General features: G+C 59.0%; 15 protein-coding genes. 10 read left to right on the plus strand and 5 right to left on the minus strand.

The window, feature by feature from the left end; all coding sequences use genetic code 11:
• The first annotated feature begins 96 nt into the window (after nucleotides 1-96).
• Entirely contained in the window at nucleotides 97-840 is a 744-nt protein-coding gene (locus tag I2I01_RS02100; RefSeq protein ID WP_196284759.1) for a DUF1571 domain-containing protein, read from the plus strand.
• A 108-nt stretch (nucleotides 841-948) separates the two neighbouring features.
• On the opposite strand, the gene I2I01_RS02105 is transcribed toward I2I01_RS02100, so the two are convergent.
• A complete protein-coding gene (locus I2I01_RS02105) occupies nucleotides 949-1821 on the minus strand; it encodes an SDR family oxidoreductase (RefSeq protein WP_196284760.1) in 873 nt (290 codons plus the stop codon).
• A gap of 243 nt (nucleotides 1822-2064) precedes the next feature.
• On the opposite strand from I2I01_RS02105, the gene I2I01_RS02110 reads away from it, so the two are divergent.
• The 3 genes from I2I01_RS02110 to I2I01_RS02120 all read left to right on the plus strand — a co-directional run bounded on the left by I2I01_RS02110 (nucleotide 2065) and on the right by I2I01_RS02120 (nucleotide 4697).
• Nucleotides 2065-2874 (plus strand): Rossmann-fold NAD(P)-binding domain-containing protein, encoded by an 810-nt coding sequence (locus tag I2I01_RS02110; RefSeq protein WP_196284761.1) that lies wholly within the window; start codon nucleotides 2065-2067, stop codon nucleotides 2872-2874.
• A 27-nt stretch (nucleotides 2875-2901) separates the two neighbouring features.
• Nucleotides 2902-4176, plus strand: coding sequence for a BaiN/RdsA family NAD(P)/FAD-dependent oxidoreductase (locus tag I2I01_RS02115; protein ID WP_211537773.1), 1275 nt, complete (start codon nucleotides 2902-2904; stop codon nucleotides 4174-4176).
• A gap of 62 nt (nucleotides 4177-4238) precedes the next feature.
• On the plus strand, nucleotides 4239-4697 hold the full coding sequence (locus tag I2I01_RS02120; protein WP_196284762.1) for a PA2169 family four-helix-bundle protein: 459 nt from the start codon (nucleotides 4239-4241) through the stop codon (nucleotides 4695-4697).
• 132 nt (nucleotides 4698-4829) lie between these two features.
• Here I2I01_RS02120 and I2I01_RS02125 read toward each other — a convergent pair whose 3' ends face one another.
• Entirely contained in the window at nucleotides 4830-6818 is a 1989-nt protein-coding gene (locus I2I01_RS02125; RefSeq protein WP_196284763.1) for a DEAD/DEAH box helicase, read from the minus strand.
• A gap of 423 nt (nucleotides 6819-7241) precedes the next feature.
• Complete coding sequence (locus I2I01_RS02130) at nucleotides 7242-7436, minus strand: cold-shock protein (protein WP_196284764.1); 195 nt, start codon at nucleotides 7434-7436, stop codon at nucleotides 7242-7244.
• A 296-nt stretch (nucleotides 7437-7732) separates the two neighbouring features.
• On the opposite strand from I2I01_RS02130, the gene I2I01_RS02135 reads away from it, so the two are divergent.
• The 4 genes from I2I01_RS02135 (at nucleotide 7733) to I2I01_RS02150 (ending at nucleotide 14167) form a co-directional block, all read left to right on the plus strand.
• Nucleotides 7733-8143 carry an acyl-CoA thioesterase gene (locus I2I01_RS02135; RefSeq protein ID WP_196284765.1) on the plus strand — a complete coding sequence of 137 codons (411 nt, stop codon included), beginning with the start codon at nucleotides 7733-7735 and terminating at the stop codon, nucleotides 8141-8143.
• 322 nt (nucleotides 8144-8465) lie between these two features.
• The gene (locus I2I01_RS02140) at nucleotides 8466-11861 is read left to right on the plus strand and encodes a UvrD-helicase domain-containing protein (protein ID WP_196284766.1); all 3396 of its coding nucleotides are present in this window, start codon (nucleotides 8466-8468) and stop codon (nucleotides 11859-11861) included.
• Between the two features lie 73 nt (nucleotides 11862-11934).
• Nucleotides 11935-12666, plus strand: a complete 732-nt coding sequence (locus tag I2I01_RS02145) for a hypothetical protein (protein WP_196284767.1) — start codon at nucleotides 11935-11937, stop codon at nucleotides 12664-12666.
• A gap of 172 nt (nucleotides 12667-12838) precedes the next feature.
• Nucleotides 12839-14167 (plus strand): leucine-rich repeat-containing protein kinase family protein, encoded by a 1329-nt coding sequence (locus tag I2I01_RS02150; protein WP_196284768.1) that lies wholly within the window; start codon nucleotides 12839-12841, stop codon nucleotides 14165-14167.
• 67 nt (nucleotides 14168-14234) lie between these two features.
• Here the strand turns inward: I2I01_RS02150 and I2I01_RS02155 are convergent, their stop codons facing one another.
• Nucleotides 14235-15161: an alpha/beta hydrolase gene (locus tag I2I01_RS02155; protein ID WP_196284769.1), complete on the minus strand. Its 927-nt coding sequence runs from the start codon at nucleotides 15159-15161 to the stop codon at nucleotides 14235-14237.
• A 139-nt stretch (nucleotides 15162-15300) separates the two neighbouring features.
• Between I2I01_RS02155 and I2I01_RS02160 the strand changes: the two genes are divergently transcribed.
• The gene (locus I2I01_RS02160; RefSeq protein ID WP_196284770.1) at nucleotides 15301-16122 is read left to right on the plus strand and encodes a transporter; all 822 of its coding nucleotides are present in this window, start codon (nucleotides 15301-15303) and stop codon (nucleotides 16120-16122) included.
• Nucleotides 16123-16206: 84 nt separating this feature from the next.
• Nucleotides 16207-16659 carry an META domain-containing protein gene (locus I2I01_RS02165; protein WP_196284771.1) on the plus strand — a complete coding sequence of 151 codons (453 nt, stop codon included), beginning with the start codon at nucleotides 16207-16209 and terminating at the stop codon, nucleotides 16657-16659.
• A gap of 212 nt (nucleotides 16660-16871) precedes the next feature.
• Here the strand turns inward: I2I01_RS02165 and I2I01_RS02170 are convergent, their stop codons facing one another.
• Nucleotides 16872-18203: a M20/M25/M40 family metallo-hydrolase gene (locus tag I2I01_RS02170; protein WP_196284772.1), complete on the minus strand. Its 1332-nt coding sequence runs from the start codon at nucleotides 18201-18203 to the stop codon at nucleotides 16872-16874.
• Nucleotides 18204-18301 lie beyond the last annotated feature (98 nt).

Genomic DNA, 18301 nt, shown 5'->3' on the forward strand with positions numbered 1-18301 from the left:
CTTTTCGGCGCATTGGCTGGCGGCGCAGGTTTGTTTTTCGTTTTGAGCGCGGCAACTCCTCCTCCCGCCATTACGACCGAGCAACTCACGTCACGAATGAGTACCGCCATTGAGGGCTTGAAGACCTTACGTTGCGTGGTGAAAGCCCAGGAACGCATCGGCGGCAATATCAACCAGGCCCGTAGCGTCATGAAGCTGACCTACAAGCCACTGCGCATTTACATTAAAAACCAGAAAGGTGTGGAAGTGCTCTGGCTGCAGGGCCAAAACGGCGGCGATGCCTGGGTGTACCCGGCCAGTTTCCCCTACGTAACCCTCAGCCTCGACCCAAACGGCAAGCTCATGCGCGCCAACCAGCACCACACGGCGCTGCAGGCTGGTTTCGGCACTATTTCGGATTTGTTGCGTACCACCGGCCTGCGGCAGGACAATTCTTACAGCAAGTCGTTTCGCTACGTTGGCGACACCACGCTGCAAGGCCGCACCAACTACGTGCTGCGTTCCGACTTCCCGCAGTTTCGCTACGTGAGCTACAAGGCCGGCAAAAACGAAACCATCGAGTCGGTAGCCGAGCGGTTTGGCTGCGGCGAATACCGCGTTATTACACGCAACGACCTCACTATCGGCGAGAAGATTCCCGAAGGCAAAGTGTTGCAAGTGCCCAATGCCTACGGCCGCCGCACTATTCTTTGCGTCGACCCAAAAACCTATCTGCCCACCGTGGTGCAGGTGAACGATGACAAGGGGCTGTTTGAAAAATTCGAATTCCTCGACGTAGTTCCCAACCAGAATATCCCGCTTGAGGAATTCTCGAAAGATTATAAGGACTACAAACTATAGTTTTTATCTCTCGTCATCCTGAGCGCAGCGAAGGACCTTATCACGTTTGAATTTTACTCCTAACGTGATAAGGTCCTTCGCTGCGCTCAGGATGACGAGAGATAAAAATTACCTTCTCATCGTCTTTTCAATCTGGTCCCACATTTCGGGCGTCAGCATTTCCAGCTTGTTGAATTCACCAGCGCCGTTCAGCCATTCGCCGCCGTCGATGGTCACAACCTCGCCGTTCACATAAGCCGAGAAGTCCGATACCAGATAAGCGGCCAAGTTAGCCAGTTCCTGGTACTGGCCCACGCGCTTAAGGGGCACGCTGGCTGCCGGGTCAAGCTTGCTGGCCAGGGGCTCGGGAAACAGGCGGCTCCAGGCGCCTTCGGTCGGGAATGGGCCTGGCGCAATGGCGTTGGAACGGATGCCATACTTGGCCCACTCCACGGCCAGGGAGCGTGTCATGGCGAGCACGCCGGCCTTCGCAGTAGCCGAGGGCACCACAAAAGCCGAGCCTACAGAGGCGTAGGTGGTGACAATGTTCAGAATGGTACCGGGCTTTTTGTCGGCAATCCAGCGCTTGCCCACGGCCAGCGTGCAATTGTAAGAGCCGCGTAGCACGATGTCGACAATCACATCGAAGGCCTTGTGGCTCAGGCGCTCGGTGGGGCTAATGAAGTTACCAGCTGCGTTATTCAGCAGCACGTCGACGCCGCCAAACTCTTGGATGGTGCGCTCCAGCATGGCTTCCACTTCGTCGTATTTGCGCACGTCGCAAGCCACGGCCAGCACCCGGCCGCCGGTTTGCTGGCGCAGTTCCTCGGCAGTTTTTTCCAGCACGTCCAGCTTGCGGCTGCTGATGGTGACATTGGCGCCGAGCCGCAGGAAATAAGTCGTCATGGCCCGGCCCAGGCCGGTGCCGCCGCCGGTCACAATGATGGTTTTGCCAGCCAGCGCGTTGTCGCGCAGCATGGGCTGCGTGTAGGGAGTATTCATGCGGGAGCAGAATGAGGGTGGGAAGTGCGGCACAGTCCGCCGCCCGAAGGTACTAGAAGCCGGCTAGCCAGCCACAACAGTAGGCCCTGGCGCATTATTTTGGTTGCCGAATATAGTATTCCCTCTTTTCTTCGCACCTTCGTGCCATTAAGGCTATTTATTTGTTGGGCTGACATGACAAGTTCCATTTCCGGGGACTCCGCGAGCACGACATCGGGAGCGGAACTCCCCACCGTTTTAGTTTTGGGCTGCGGCTGGCTGGGGCTGGCCTTGGCGCGCTCCCTGGCCGCCGACGGCCACGTGGTGCTGGGCACCACCACCACGCCCGAAACCATGGCCACGCTGGAAGCGGCGGGCATTCAGCCGCACTTGCTTCGGCTGGGCCACGAGTTTGACGCTGCTTCGGAGGCCCTGCTCATGCGCTTGCTCAAAGCGGCCGATGTGCTGGTGCTCAACGTGCCGCCCCGGGCCGCGGCGGCGGGTGCCTACCCTGCCTTGTTGCGTCCCGTGCACCGGGCGGTGGCCACGGCGGGCACGCCCCACGTGCTTTTTGTGAGTTCCACCAGCGTGTACCCCAACGAGTCGCGCGTGATGCGCGAGGCCGATGCCATCAGCACCCGCGACGCGGCTTCCGATGTGCTGCGCGCCGAGGGCCACTTCGTGCCACGCTACGGCCAGTGGAAAAGCACCGTGGTGCGCCTGGGCGGCCTCATGGGCCCCGACCGCGCCCCCGGCCGCTTCCTGGCCGGCCGCCAAGACCTGGGCCAGGGCAACGCGCCCGTCAACCTGGTGCACCTCACCGATGTAGTAGGCGTGCTTTCGGCCATCATCCGGCATAAGGTCTGGGGGCATACTTTCAACGTTTGTGCCGACCAGCACCCGTTGCGGCGCGATTTTTACCCGGCGGCGGCCCAGTACCTTAAATTGGAGCCACCCACGTTCAAAGACGAGGATGGCTGCACCGGCAAAACCATTGACAGTAGTTTGGTGCGCTCGCTCCTGCCCTACCAGTTTCAGCACGACGACGTGCTGGGAGCGTTGGCGCACTGCTAGGCGTCTCGTCGGCTGTACCTTTGCGGGGTGAATATTGACGCCTCTCGTCCTCTTGTTGCCGTACTGGGCGGCGGCGCGGCTGGCTTCTTCGGGGCCATTGCCTGCGCCGAGGCTAACCCCGGTTTGCAGGTGCTTTTGCTGGAAAAAACGGGCAAGCTGCTCAGCAAAGTGCGAATCTCGGGCGGCGGTCGCTGCAACGTGACCCACGCCTGCGACACCGCTGCCCAACTCGTGGCGCACTACCCTCGCGGCAGCAAGCAACTGAAAGCAGCCTTCCAGCAATTTGGCGTGGCCGATACCATTGCCTGGTTTGCCCGGCGCGGCGTGACGCTCAAAACCGAGGCCGACGGCCGCATGTTTCCCACCACCGACAGCAGCGAAACCATTGCCCACGCCCTGGAAGAAGCTGCCCGCCAAGCCGGCGTGCGCATTGTCACCAATGTAGGTGTCGACGAGATACAACCGCTGCCGGAAGGCGGCTTCGCCCTGAAAATTACGGGCAGTGGGGCTGCAAAAATTGGGGAAACACTGCTGGTAAACCGCTTGCTCATCGCCACCGGCGGCAACCCCAAGAGTGCCAACTACGATTGGCTGCGCGCCCTGGGCCACACAATTGCCGAGCCAGTGCCGTCGCTTTTCACTTTTAACGTACCTAACTCTCCCCTGAGCGAGCTAATGGGCGTAAGCGTGCCCCAGGCCCGGGTGGTGCTGGCCGGCGAAAAGCTCCAATACGAGGGGCCGCTGCTGGTTACGCACTGGGGCGTGAGCGGCCCGGCCGTGCTCAAGCTGTCGGCCTGGGGCGCCCGGCGCCTGAGCGAGCTGGGCTACGTCGGCACTGCGCTTATTAACTGGATTCCCGCGTTCACCGAAGAAACCCTGCGGCCCTGGCTGCAGCAGTTTCGGCAGGAAAACGGCAAGAAAACCGTGGCCTCCAACCCCCAATTCGGCCTGCCGCAACGCCTCTGGCGCAACCTGACCGAGCAGGCTGGCATCGGCCCGGAGCTACGTTGGAGCGACGTGCCGGCCAAAACCCAAAACCGCCTGCTGGAATTGCTGCTTCGCTCACCGCTCGCGGTGCGGGGCAAAACCACTTATAAAGAAGAGTTCGTGACTTGCGGGGGCGTTTCGCTCGATGAAATCGACCTTAAAACCATGCAGAGCCGCCGCGTGCCGGGGCTTTATTTTGCCGGCGAGGTGCTGGACATTGATGGCATTACCGGCGGCTTCAACTTCCAGGCAGCCTGGACTACGGGTTTCCTGGCCGGCCGCGCCATGGCTCAACCGCCCACAGTAGCCGTGTAACCTTCCACGCGGACAGGGAGTAAAGGAAGGCACAAACTTTCACCTTAAATTTTCCCTTTCCAATGGAAGCCAAAGCCACGCAAGCCCTGCTCAACGAACTGGTAGAAACCCTCAAAGACGGCCAGAAAGGCTACGCCGAGGCCATGACCGACGTGCAGGATGCCGACCTGAAAGACACGTTCAAACACTTCGCCGCTCAGCGTTCGAGCTACCTCACTGAGCTGGAAGACCAGATGTTCAAGCTCGACCTCAAGCCCGACACCAACGAAGGCGCACAAGGCTCCATCACCGGTGCCATCCACCGCACCTGGATTGACCTGAAATCGGCTGTGACCGGCAAAGACCGCCACAGCATCCTCGCCGAGTGTGAGCGCGGCGAAGACTACGCCAAGAAAGCCTACCAAACCGCACTGAAAGCTGAGGGCCTGCCTTCCGCGTTGAAATCGGTAATCGAGAAGCAATACCAAGGTGTGGTAGAAGGCCACGACAAAATCAAAGCCCTGCGCGATTCGTCGAAATAGTTTCTAGCGCCTACCTTGCTATAACCCAACAAAAAAGCCGCTCAATGAGCGGCTTTTTTGCCTTCTAACCTTCTTCTTTTATAAACACACTAAATCGTCACTACTGGTTAACCCAGATAATTTGCCTTAATACTATTCATCAAAGCTCTCGTTGCGGGGCGTACGCGGGGCGCGGGTCGTATCGTACTCGCGGGGCGTGCCGTAGTTCGGCTTGTTGCCGTAGCTGGGCCGGTCGCCGTAGCCACCCTTGTTGCCGTAGCCCGACTTGCCGTAGCCGCCTTCGCGACGCTCGCCGTAGCTCGGGCGGTTGCCGTAGCCGCTGCCGCCGTCGCGGTTGCCTTTGTAGCCACCGCCATAGCCGCCTTCGCGGCGCTCGCCGCCGAAGCCGCCGCGGTTGCCTTTGTAGCCGCCACCGTAGCCACCCTCACGGCGCTCGCCGCCGAAAGCGCGACGCTCGCCACGGTCACCGCCGAAGCCACCGGGGCCGCGGTTGTTGCCTTCCTGCTTAGCCTCGCCTTCCTGTACAGGGGTAGCAATGCTGAAGCTCACCGGCGAACCTTGGATGCTAGTGCGGCCCAGCTTGCTCACAATCTCATCGGCGTAGTCCGACGGTACTTCCACAAAGCTGAACTTGTCGTAGAGGGCGATGTCGCCCACTTTAGCGCCGGCCAGGTTGGTCGACTCCGAAATCAGGTCCACGATGTCGCGCGGGTGAATCCGGTCTTTCTTGCCCATCGTCACAAACAAGCGCGTGAATCCAGGGCGGGCAGCGCCCTTCTCACGGCCGGCGTCGAGGCTCTGCTCAGCGCGCTTGTCTTCCTTCATGGTCATTTTCAGCAGCGCGGCGGCGATATCGAGCGAAGTGATGTCTTCGCTCTGGTCGAGCAGGCGCTGCACGCGGCCCACGTATTTCTCGAGGTTGCCCTTTTCAATAACCTCCTTAATCTGACCGAGGAACAGCGTGGTTTTCACCTCCGACACGTCGGCAAACGACGGCACCTGCTCCAGCTTAATCTGGGCCTTGGTGAAGCGCATGATGTCGCGCAGCTTGTAGATGTCGCGGCCACTTACGAAAGTGAAGGCGCGGCCGCTCTTGCCGGCGCGGCCCGTGCGGCCGATGCGGTGCACGTAGTACTCCTCGTCGGCCGGCAGGTCATAGTTGAACACGGCCTCCACGTTGTCTACGTCGATGCCGCGGGCGGCTACGTCGGTGGCTACCAGCACTTCGAGTGTGCCTTTGCGGAATTTATCGAGCGTGTTCTGGCGCTGTTGCTGGCCCATGTCGCCGTGCAGGCCTTCGGCGAAGTAGCCTTTGGCTTGCAAGTCGGCCACGATTTCGTCCACCATGCGCTTGGTGTTGGCGAACACGAAGGTCGACTTCAGGTTGTACATGTCGAGCACGCGGGTCAGCACATCCTTTTTCTGGGGGCCGCGAACCTCGAAGTAGCTCTGCTCGATGTTGTTCACCGTCATGGCTTGGTGGTTCACCTTCACCAGCTGCGGGTCGCGCTGGTACTTCTTGGTGAGTTCCATGATGGGCTTGCTCATCGTGGCCGAGAAAAACACCGTCTGGCGCTCCTCGGGCATTTTGCTGAGCACGTACTCAATGTCCTCGCGGAAGCCCATGTCGAGCATCTCGTCGGCTTCGTCGAGGATGATTTTCGTGGTTTTGTCCAGCTTCAGGGTGCCGCGCTCGATGTGGTCCATCACCCGGCCGGGCGTGCCAATCACGATTTGCACGCCGCGCTCCAGGGCGCGGAACTGACGGTCATAAGAGCTACCGCCGTAAATCGGCACCACGGCCAGGCCGCGCTTGTGCTTGCCCAGCTTCTGGATTTCGCCCGACACCTGCACGGCCAGCTCGCGCGTGGGGCACAGCACGATGGCTTGCACATCGCGGCTGTCGGCATCGACGGCTTCAATAATGGGAATGGAGAAGGCGGCGGTTTTGCCGGTGCCCGTCTGGGCTTGGCCAATTACGTCGCGGCCTTCGAGCAGCACCGGGATGGCACCGGCCTGAATAGGCGAGGCTTCCTCGTAGCCCATCTCGGTGATGGCGCGTTGTACTTCCTCGGAGAGGTTCAGCTCGTCGAAACGAACCACAGTTTTTTCAGCTTCCATGAATGTGGAATTGATAAAGGGGATAAAGAGACTTCGCTCCGAAAACAGCCGTACTCAGCGACGTTTCCCCACCTTCTACCTGTTCACATTCAGGCGGGAAAAAACAACCAAAAAACAACGCGGCCAATGCGTTAGCGCCTCTCTCAGGCTTACGCGGACTTGGGCCGTCCTCAAATGCGGGTGCAAAGGTAGGGTTTTTATTTGAGAAAAGCTAATATGGGGCTCAAGTATATTCTTCGCCTGTCATCCTGAGCGCAGCGAAGGGCCTTCTCACGCCTGAGCGTTTTAAATTGTTAATTGATGCTAGCGTGACAAGGTCCTTCGCTGCGCTCAGGATGACAAAAAGTGCTTGACTCGCCTAAACGGCACAAAAAAAAGCCCGCCAAAGGCGGGCTTTCTTAGGATAGCAAAACTAAGGCTGAATTAAATCAGCGATACTTTTACAGCATTCGGGCCTTTTTTGCCCTGAGCTACTTCGTATTGCACGTGGTCGTTTTCACGAATCGAGCTAACCTGCAGGTCGCTGATGTGAACGAAGATGTCTTCGCCAGTTTCGTCGTTTTTAATGAAACCGAAGCCTTTGGTGTCATTAAAGAATTTTACCTTTCCGGTGGGCATGGTGGTTGGTTGTGGAATTTCCCTAAGCTTTTGGGCCACCGTGGCTTGGTTTCTTAGGTTGCGTCAAAGATAGGCAGAATTTCCAAATGACCAAGTCGATAGATATTTTTTTCGATGCAGGCTGAGAAAGGCGGCTGCAGTGTCTCCTGAGCAATAAGACGTCATGCCAAGCGCAGCCGAGGCATCTGGCGTACTTCATTGAATGATTGAGCTACTACACACATAAGATGCTTTGGCTGCGCTCAGCATGACGTTCTTTTGTAATTGGCTTCCATATCCTCGAAACCTACGCCCCCATGCCAGACGCCCCTGCCCACGCCTTTTCTCACGAATTTCAGGTGCCTGCCAGCGCTATCGATGCGCTGGGCCACGCCAACAACGTGGAGTATGTGCGTTGGGTGCAGGACGTGGCCGGGGCGCACTGGCTGAGCATTTGCCCGACCGAGTTGCGCGAACAAATCATCTGGGTGGTGCGCGAGCACCGGATTCGCTACTTGCAATCGGCCTTTGCGGGTGAGACACTGCGGGCCACCACCTGGGTGGGCGAGACGAGTGGCGCCACGTCGCTGCGCTACACTCGCCTTACCCGCGCCGCCGACGAGGTGCTACTGTGTGAGGCTGAGACGACGTGGGTGCTGCTCGACCCCAAAAGCGGCCGGCCCGTGCGCGTGACGGCAGAGATGGTGAGTTGGCTGAAACCTGCGTGAATCAATTTCAAGCATGTGCTTGGTCAATTTGACTACTTGTAGTGCCGCAATTCAGGCATACAAAAACATTTATTACGGAGCAGTCTGCTAAATCGTAGTCGTCTCCGATTGAATCAATAGTTGCGTAACAGGTCATCGGTTGTTTGCACATCATACATAACGGATGTTCTACAAATTCGCCGATTGGTTCGCCGCCTAATTTGTGTCTCGTTCCGGCCACATCATTCCATTGATACCCAACAACCGCTTTTGCTTCTTTGGTGTCTGGCGACGGAATTAATTTAATTTCTGGAATTAGCATTTCAGCGTTTTAATAAAGATTATGCCTCCCTCCTTCCGCATCTACTCCTCCTCGGCGGGCTCTGGTAAGACCTACCAATTAACGAAAGAATACCTGCTGCTGGCACTAGGAGCCGACGACCCAGCATATTTCAAGCGCGTGCTGGCCATCACATTTACCAACGATGCGGCGGGGGAAATGAAGGAGCGCATTGTGGGGGCACTGCGGCGGTTCTCCTACCCGGAAGGTGGCAAACCCGATGGGTTGCTGGCCGACATTGCGGCCGAGTTGAAGCTACCGGAAACGGAGGTGCGACGGCGAGCAGCCGAGACGTTTCGGCTGGTGTTGTATCACTACGCCGATTTTGGGGTGAGTACCATTGATTCATTCGTGCAGCGAATTGTGACGGCTTTTACCCGGGAATTGGGCTTACCGGCCACGTTTGAGGTGGAACTGGATACCGATGCGGTGCTGCAAAGCGCCGTGGCGGCGCTGCTAGATAAGGTGAACCGCGACCCGAACAGCAAACTGCTGTCGCAAACGCTGGCGGAATATGCACTGGGGCAGGCCGACGAGGGCAAAAGCTGGAGCCGACTGCCGGAGGAGCTGGCGGGTTTCGGGCGGGTGCTATTTAATGAGACGGTGCAGGAGGCAGTGGCGCAGCTCGACAAGTTGAGTTTGGCTGATTTCCGGCGGCTGGACAAGGAAATCCGGGCGCGGCGGACCGAGATTGAGGCGGCCTTTACCCAGACGCGGGAGGTGGCGCTGGCGGTGCTGGATGCGGCGGGCGCCACGGAGGCCGACTTTTTTCAGGGCAAGCGCGGCATTTTTGGCTACGTGCAGAAGGGCGTGGACTTGCTTGCCCCCGACGCCGGACCAAACAGCTACGTGCGCACCACCCTGGCCGATGACAAATGGTACAGCGGCAAAATAAAAACTGCCGCCGACCGGGAGCGGGTGGATGCAGTGAAAGAGCCGTTATGCCAACTGGTAGCAACATTGGACAAATTGCGGGCTGATTATTTGCCAAATTATGTGTTGCTGGCAGCCATGCAGCCGTATTTATTTCACGCTTCGTTATTGAGTGAATTAAATAAGATTGTCGAGCAAATTAGCCGTGAGCGCAACGTTGTTCTGATATCGGAATTTAACCGAAGAATTGCCAGCATTGTGCTTACTGAACCGGTGCCGTTTTTGTACGAGCGGCTGGGCGAAAAATACGAGCATATTCTGATTGACGAGTTTCAGGACACGTCCGTTTTGCAGTGGAACAACCTGCTGCCGCTGGTGGAAAACACGCTGGCCAACGGGCATAGCAGCCTGGCGGTGGGCGACGCCAAGCAGGCCATTTACCGCTGGCGCGGGGGCGAGATGGAACAGATTCTGCGCCTGCACCAAGGCAACACCGAGGCCCTGGCCGCCCGCGCCCGCGAGCCCGAGATGCGCGAGCTGCTGCGTGGCCGCTACGAGGCGTTTCGCGGCAAGCTGGAGCCCAAGGCTTTGCAGGTGAACTACCGCTCGGCACGGGAAATCATTGATTTCAATAACGCCTTCTTTAAAGCGGTGAGTGAGCGGCACGAGGCCCTGGGGCTGGTGACGGGCATTTTCGACGCGCATTTTGGGCAGCAGGCACCGGAGTCGCAGCGGGCCGACCAGCAGGGGCACGTGGAATTGTTGTTTACTCAAAAGGACGCCCCCGCCCTGCTCTACGACCCCGCCGCCGGCGCTTACACCGCCGAGCCCCTGCCTGGCCACGCGGCCGAGGCGCTGCTGGGCTACGATGAGAGCACCTGCTACCTCACCCTGCAGCTGGTGGAACAGGCTCTGCGCGATGGCTACGCGCTGGCCGATATTTCGGTGCTGTGCCGTACGCGCTACGCCAGTAAAATCATTGCTAAGTTCCTGAAAGAGCGGGGCTACGCCATTATTTCGGCTGACTCGCTAGCGCTGGAATTTGCGGAGGTGGTGAACCTGCTGGTGAGCGTTCTGCGGGTGCTGCACCAGCCGGCCGACACGCTGGCGCGGGCCGAAGCCCTGCTGCTCGTGGACAAGGTGGTGCGCGGGCTGGCCCCCACGCCGGCGCGCGCCCGACACATTGCCGAGGTGGCCAACGCGGCGGGCGGCACCTCATTTTTCGACGAGCTGCGCGACCTGGGCTACGACGTGCGCGAGCAGGAAACCGGCAACTTGGGGCTGTACGAGCTGGCCGAGCGGCTGCTGAATCTGTTTGGGCTGCTGGGGCGCAACGGGGAGAGCGACTACCTGTTCCGCTTCCTCGATTTGACCCTGGAATTCAGCCTGCGCTTTGGCAACAACCTGGGCAACTTCCTCACTTATTGGGAGGAGCGCAAGGGGCGCATCAGCATCAACGCACCGGGCGGGCGCGAGGCCATCACCATCACCACGGTGCACAAGGCCAAGGGTTTGGCCTACGGGGTGGTAATTGTGCCCTTTGCCGACTGGAGCCTGGAGCCGCACCGCGGCACCCTGCTCTGGGGCCACCTGGAGGCGGGCCAGAAGCCCATTGAGCAGATGCCTGACGTGGCGGTGGTGAGCCTCAGCAAGGGCATCCAGCATACGGCTCTGGGGGCGCAGTACGACGAGGAGCGCGAGAAAACTTTTCTTGAAGGGCTGAATACGCTCTATGTGGCCTTCACCCGGCCGCGCCACCGCCTCTACGTTATCAGCAAGCGCCCCGACGACAAAAAAACTACCAAAACCGACGAGCTGGAAACCGTCCCCACGGCCGCTGCCCGCACCGTGGCCGACCTGCTGCACGGTTACCTACTGAGCCGCGGCCAGTGGCAAGAAGACCGGGTGTCCTTCGTCCTCTCCCAAGGCAGTCAGGCGGAGCAGAAAACCAAGAATCAAGAACCAAAAACCAACTCTTACGAACTCACAAATCTGGCCGCCGCGCCCTGGGAAGACCGCCTGAAGCTGCGCCGCCATGCCACCACGCTCTTCGATTTTGATGAGCAAAAAGCGCAGGGCGAGTGGAACCGCAAGCTGCACTTCGCCTTGCGCCGCCTGCTCACGGCGGCCGACGTGGGCCGCGTGGCCAGCCAGCTCGTGGCCGAGGGTATCCTGAGCGCCCGCGAGCGGCCGGCGCTGGTGGAGAGCCTCGAAACGCTGGTGAGCGACCCGCGTCTGGCCCCCTACTTCGCCCCGCACCTGAGCGTGGAAACCGAGCGCGAAATATTGGTGGGTGGCGTGAAGCTGCGCGACTACAAGCCCGACCGCGTGGTGCTCGAACCCTCCCTCGAAGAGCACCACCGCCTCGGCGGGCGCGTCACGCTGCTCGATTTCCGCCTGCCCCCGCCGCTGGAGCAGCACAAGCGCCTGCTGCGCAATTATGCCACGCTATTTGAACAGCTGGGGTACGCGGAAGTGCGCGGGCTTATTTATTATTTCGGGACGGGGGAAGTGGTAGAGGCGTGAGGAATATCCACGACTACTACACTTTTTTTATGAAAACGGTAGAACGATGAAAGCCAAATTGATACGCATAATCATGCTTTCGGCACTGATTATTGGGCTGTTCGCCGGCTCATCGCATGGTCAAGCGTTTACTATTGAATCATTAGATGGTAGCAAGCAACTGATTGAGGTGATGCCTCTTAATTACGGAGCTACATTAACCATAAAATGCGCAAACAATGCTATTCACATTGGGAATATCAATCACCTTGATACTGTATATCTTATTAACAAGAATTTTCTACTAATTACCTATTCCTTTCGCGCTGGGGTTGGACTACATGCTGCCAAAACGCTAATTCTATCTGTTCGCCATCGAAATATGTATGAATCTCTCCATATCAGCTCCTTATTTGATACAGAGTTTATGGATTATAGCAAACCAACACCTGCTTTGATAAAGGCAAGTGCGAAGACAACTATTCACGAAGCGACTTTAAGCTTGATGGGAAATAGTATTGCCACTTATAAGTTAGCCATAAAGTTTCACGATGAAAGAAAATCGGTTAATAAACCAAAACCCAATTATCAGCACGACCTCGATACTGTTCTAACATTTGACCAAAATGGAAATATCTTTTACAGTTCGGAGAAAACCATTTCTCAAACGCTCATGATTGTTGATGCTAAAACCAAGAATGAGGCAAAGCAAAAAATAAAAGGGGTATTCCCGATAATCAACTTGGGACTGGACAAATACTGCTACGTGGGCGGTGAATGGTACGAATGGAACAGCAAATATTTGATTCAGCAATCTTATAAATAATCTTAACTGGAGATTAAGAAGCATTCGTGTTAACGTCGGTTTTGAACCCTCGGATACTCCAGTAACCTGGGTTCACCTTTTCAGGGTTAAAAGCTGACCAGGAACTCTCTATGCGTGAGGCCAAACGAAGCTATAAGTCTGGCCTAGCGCTTTCCTATCGACCTTTGCCCCCATGCACACCCTAGCCCAACTGCGCGCCGGCGAGCTCCACGGCCTCACCCGCCTCGACCTGAGTGCCGGCCTCACCGAGTTTCCGCGCGAAATCTTCGACCTCGCCGACACGCTGGAAATCCTTAACCTTTCCGGCAACCGGCTCACTACTTTGCCCGACGACTTGCCGCGCCTGCACCGGCTGCAAGTGCTGTTTTGCTCCGATAACCTATTCACTGAAGTACCTGTCGTGCTGGGCCAATGCCCTAATTTGAGCATGGTAGGCTTTAAGGCCAACCAAATTCGCACGCTGCCAGGGGCGGCCCTCCCTGCTGCCCTGCGCTGGCTCATCCTCACCGATAACCAACTTGAAGCCCTACCGGCCGAAATTGGCAATTGCCAGGAGCTACAAAAGCTGATGCTGGCCGGCAACCAGCTGCGCGCGCTGCCCCAGACGCTCGCCCAATGCACCAAACTGGAACTGCTGCGCATTGCCGCCAACCAGCTCACCGAGCTGCCCGCGTGGCTGTTGAGCCTGACGCGCCTCTCGTGGCTAGCCTATGCCGGAAACCCGTTTTCGCGCCCGTTGGAAGCCGCTGCTGAAACACTGCACACCATTGGTGACATTGCCTGGGACCAACTCACCATCGAACAGCAGTTGGGGGAGGGCGCGTCGGGCGTTATTTCCCGCGCCCGCTGGGAGCAGCCCAACGTGGATGATGAAGATGTGGCGGTAAAACTCTTCAAAGGCGCCGTGACCAGCGACGGACTGCCCCATTGCGAAATGCTGGCCACCATCAAGGCCGGCGCCCACCCTAACCTCATTGCCGTGCTGGGCCGCGTAACCGGCCACCCCACGGGCGCTGAAGGCTTAATATTGGAACTGATTGATGACGCATTTAGCAACCTGGCCGGCCCGCCCAGCCTGGCTACCTGTACCCGCGACGTGTATAGCCCCGGCACTGCTTTCAGTCCGGAAACGGCACTGGATATTGCCCGGGGCATTGCCGCTGCGGCCGGGCACTTGCACGCACAAGGCATCCTGCACGGCGACTTATACGCTCACAACATTCTAGTTACCGCCGAGGGCAATGCCCTGCTGGGCGACTTTGGTGCCGCCTGCTTTTTCGAGGCAAATGAGGTCGAGTTGGCAATGGCGCTCCAGCGACTGGAGGTGCGGGCCTTCGGGTGCCTGCTGGAGGAACTGCTGGCTCACTGCGCCCCCACGCCCAGCACTGCCAAAGCGCTGGCGCAGCTGCAGGCAATCCAACAACAGTGCGTACGGGCTGATGTCAACAGCCGGCCGCTGTTTGGCGAAATTGAGCGGGAGTTGGAGGCGGTAGTGGTTTAATACAGCCGTTACCTCCAACGAGGCAGGGGCAGATACTGCCCCTGCCTCGTTCAGATTATGCTGGGTCTTACTTGGTCAGCCAGCCGTTGGCATCAAGCCAGTTGCGCAGGCGGTCGGTCCAGAGGTCTTTGGTGGTTTTGTTGTTCAGGCCAAAGCCGTGGCCGCCTTTGGGGTAGAGGTGCATCTCGGCGGGCACGCCGTGGCGCAGACAGGCTTGGTAGAACACGATGCTGTTGTTGACGGGCACTGTTTTATCATCCTGCGCGTGCACTAGAAAGGTGGGCGGCGTCTGGGCCGTCACCTGCAACTCGTTGGAATACTGGCTTATCTGCGAGGGCGTCGGCGTTTTGCCGAGCAGGTTGTCGCGTGAGCCGCCGTGCTTGAGCGTGTCGTTGAAGCTAATAACGGGGTACAACAGCATTAGAAACGCAGGCCGCACCGATTCCGGACCGGGGTTGTTGCCGACGGGCCGGGCAAATTGAGTGCCCGCCCACGCCGCCAGGTGCCCACCGGCCGAAAAGCCCATCAGGCCGATGCGCTCGGGGTTGAGGCGGTACTTGGCCGCCTGTTGGCGCACCAGGCGCAGGGCCTGTTGGGCATCGAGCAGCGGCGCAATGGACTTGTCGGGCTGGCTTTGGTCGTTGGGCAGGCGGTATTTCAGCACGAAGGCTGTGATGCCCATCTCGTTCAGGCGCTTGGCCACGTCGTAGCCCTCGTGGTCGATGGAGAGGCGGGCGTAGCCGCCCCCGGGACAAATGATGACAGCCGTGCCGTTGGCCGTGCCCGCTGGGGGCAGAAACACGGTGAGGTTGGGCTGCACCACATTGGAGATGCGCACGCCGCCATTGGCCAACGTCACGCTGGTTTCCTGCACCGCGCTGGGCTTCGAATCCGGGATGGTTTCGGTATAAAGCGGTAGGGTTTGCTGGGCAAAAATGGGGTGTGCGGCCAGTAGTCCAAGCGCTAAAAAGGTAGGCAAAATATTCTTTTTCATAAGTAAAACAATTGTACGGAGTAAGTTTTATTTAGCCAAATACTGGCACTTTGTGCCATAACATTATAATTATTTGATGAAAATTCAGGTATTTGCAACTTAAAATGAACGATGTCGTAGCGGGCAGGGTCTGGGTAACATGCGAAAGACCACTCTGCTGGCCGCCGCCGCTCTGCTGAGCGTCCCCGGCCTCACCCTGGCCCAAAACACCGCCGAGGAAAACAACCCTAACACGGACGCTCCCTTCGTACGGAATATTCGCGCCGACCGTCCCGGCCAAACCATCACGGCCCAGGTACTGCAGCCCGGCCGTGTGCAGCTCGAAACGGGTTTCCAGCGCCAGTTTGGCGGCGCGGGCCTGGCCCAGAGTCAGAGCGCAGGCACGCTGCGTGTTGGTTTCTTCAACAGCATGGAGCTGCGCGTGACGCAGGGCTACCTGCACAACGGGCCCACCGTCCTCACGGAAGCGGGCAACGTAGTAGCCAAGGGCTACGCGCCGGTAGTGGTAGGCACCAAGCTCATGCTCTCGCCTAACTATGACACTCGCACCCAGGTAGCCATTCTGGTGGAGGCGGCTGTGCCCAACACCGGCAGCGCCGGCCTGCGCAGCAGCACCTGGGCCCCCGGCGGCCGCCTGCTCGTGAGCGAGCAAATCGGCGAGCGGTTCGGCCTCGAAGCCAACTTTGGTTTCAGCCAACGCGGCCTCACCGCCAAAGACATTTCGAACGGCCAGTTCCTGGGCACGCTGGCCCTCAACGGCCCGCTCACCGACAAAACCGGCTTCTTTGTGGAAGCTTACGGCGGTGGCCGCTCCAACCTGAGCACCGGCACCACCACGGGCCTCTACTGGCGCCCCATCCCGCAGATGCGCGTCGACGTAACGGCCGGGCAGGCCATCAGCGGCCTGGCCGCCGGTACCTCCACGGTGGGCGCGGGCCTCACGTTCAAAGTGGGGCGGTAGCATCCTTCCGGGTAACGACACACAAAAAGCCTGCGTAGTAACGCAGGCTTTTTTGCGTAAAATCAGCCGCTTATCCCTTTGCTTATGCGCCTCTTCCTTTTGTTTCTAGCGGCTGCAGCCGTTGGTTGTCAGACTCATCCACCTCAGGAAAAAACCGCCACGACCCCACCCATCCGGCAAGCCCCAGCCGCGGCCCTGCGCGAAACCCATTGGGTGCCGCGCGAATTGGCGGGCCAGCCTGTGCGCCTGCCGGCCGATACCCGCGAGCCTTACCTCACGCTCCGCACCGACGGCACTGCCGAGGGCAACGGCAGCTGCAACCGCTTCCGCGGCAGCTTTTTCAGCGAAAAGGCCGACGAACTGACTTTCAGCCCGCTGATGAGCACGCGCATGAGCTGTGCCGCCATAGAAACCGAAAATGCCTTTACCCGCGCCCTGGCGCAGTCACGCACCTATCGCATCAGCGGCGACACGCTCCGCCTTTACGACGCCGCTAATGTGCCGGTGGCGCGGCTGGAAGCGGTGTACTTGCATTAGGTGGGTTGGTGGAGTGGCGGAGTGGCGCGTTGTCATTGCGAGGCGCCGCCGAAGCAAATCGTCCCTTTCGCAGCGACCAGCTTAGAACTGTGCTAGGCCAATAAAAAAAGCCCCGGCGCCATTACGGTGCCGGGGCTTTGTCACATTAGAATGTGTTTGGTTTTGACAGGACGGATTGCCACGGCCTGCGGCCTCGCAATGACAGGCGATGACTACTTATCATCCGTCAGCGGCGGGATGCGCGTGGGCGTTTGCTTGCCCGACACGATGCCAGTGGCGCTCTGCGCAATGGCCTGAATGACGGCCGTCATGTTGGCGAGGTTCAGGGTTTCCACTTCGTCGTCGACGCTGTGGTAGAGGCCATCGGTTGGAATCTGGTCGGTGCTGATGGTGTGCGCCGGCACGCCAAGGCGGGCCAGGGTGGCATTGTCGGAGCGGTAGAATAGGTTTTGCTCGGGGTACGGGTCGGGCTCGAAGCGAAACTTGCTGCCGGCCAGGTTGGCTTGCAGCAACTTGCCGAAGTCGGACCGCTCGTAGCCGGTGATGAAGGCGGTGTTGGGCCCAAACTTAGCTTCCTTGCCAATCATCTCAATGTTGAACATGGCCACCACCTGCTGCGGGTCGAGCTGTTTGGAAAAATACTGGGAGCCAAAGCCACCGACTTCCTCGGCGGCGAAAGCCGCGAAAATGAGCGGACGGGCGCTGTCGTTTTTCTTTTTGAAGTACTCGGCCAGCGCCACCACGGCGGTAGTGCCGCTGGCATCGTCGTCGGCGCCGTTGGCGATGGAGTCGCCGGCTGTCGTGGGCTTGAGAATGCCCAGGTGGTCGTAGTGACCGGCAAACACCACGTTTTCCTTGGAGCGCTTGGGGTCGCGGCCGGGCAGCATGCCCACCACGTTGCGCTGCTCTAAGGGCAGTACGGCCGAGGTAGCGCTAATGCGGTAGGTGACGGCGGGTGGCACCGTAGCCAGCACGATGACGGTGGCAAAAGGCTGCGGCGCCTCGGCGCTCATGGTGCCTTGGCGTAGGTAGTTGGCCAGCCCGGCAAGCTCCCGGGTGTGCGTGGTGTCCACGATGACCAAAGTGTTGGCCGTGGGATGCAGCAGGCGGCCCAGCTTGGCTTTTTCGCCGGGTGCCACGCGCACAACTTCCACCGGTTTGGCATCTTCGCTGGTCCAGTTGAGGCTGGTCAGGCCGCCGGCCATCATTACCTGTTTGGAGTCGACGGTCTGGCCATTTAGCACCACCGTGGTGGGGCCGGGTTGGCTTTTATATAAGGTGAAATTCTGTTCAAAACCCGTCTGGCCGGGGAGAGGCTTGAGGCCGATGCGCTTGAATTCGGCGGCCAAAAACTGGGCAGCTTTGGCACCGCCGGCCTGGCCGGTACCGCGGCCCTGCATGTCGTCGGCAGCCAGGGCATTAACGACCCGGCTGACGGTAGCGGCGGAGACGGTGGCAGTTTTAGGCGCAGGTTTGGCGGCTTTTTTCTGGGCCACGGCCGGCAGGGTGGCTAGCAGCGCGCCGAGGAGAAGTAATTGTTTCATCAGAGATATTGGGGGATTGGGGCCGAAAAGTAGCGCGGACTTTTAGTCCGCGCCCCAAACGATGCTAAATGGCATGGGGACGCGGACTAAAATTCTGC

Source organism: Hymenobacter properus (assembly GCF_015694735.1).
Lineage (GTDB): Bacteria > Bacteroidota > Bacteroidia > Cytophagales > Hymenobacteraceae > Hymenobacter > Hymenobacter properus.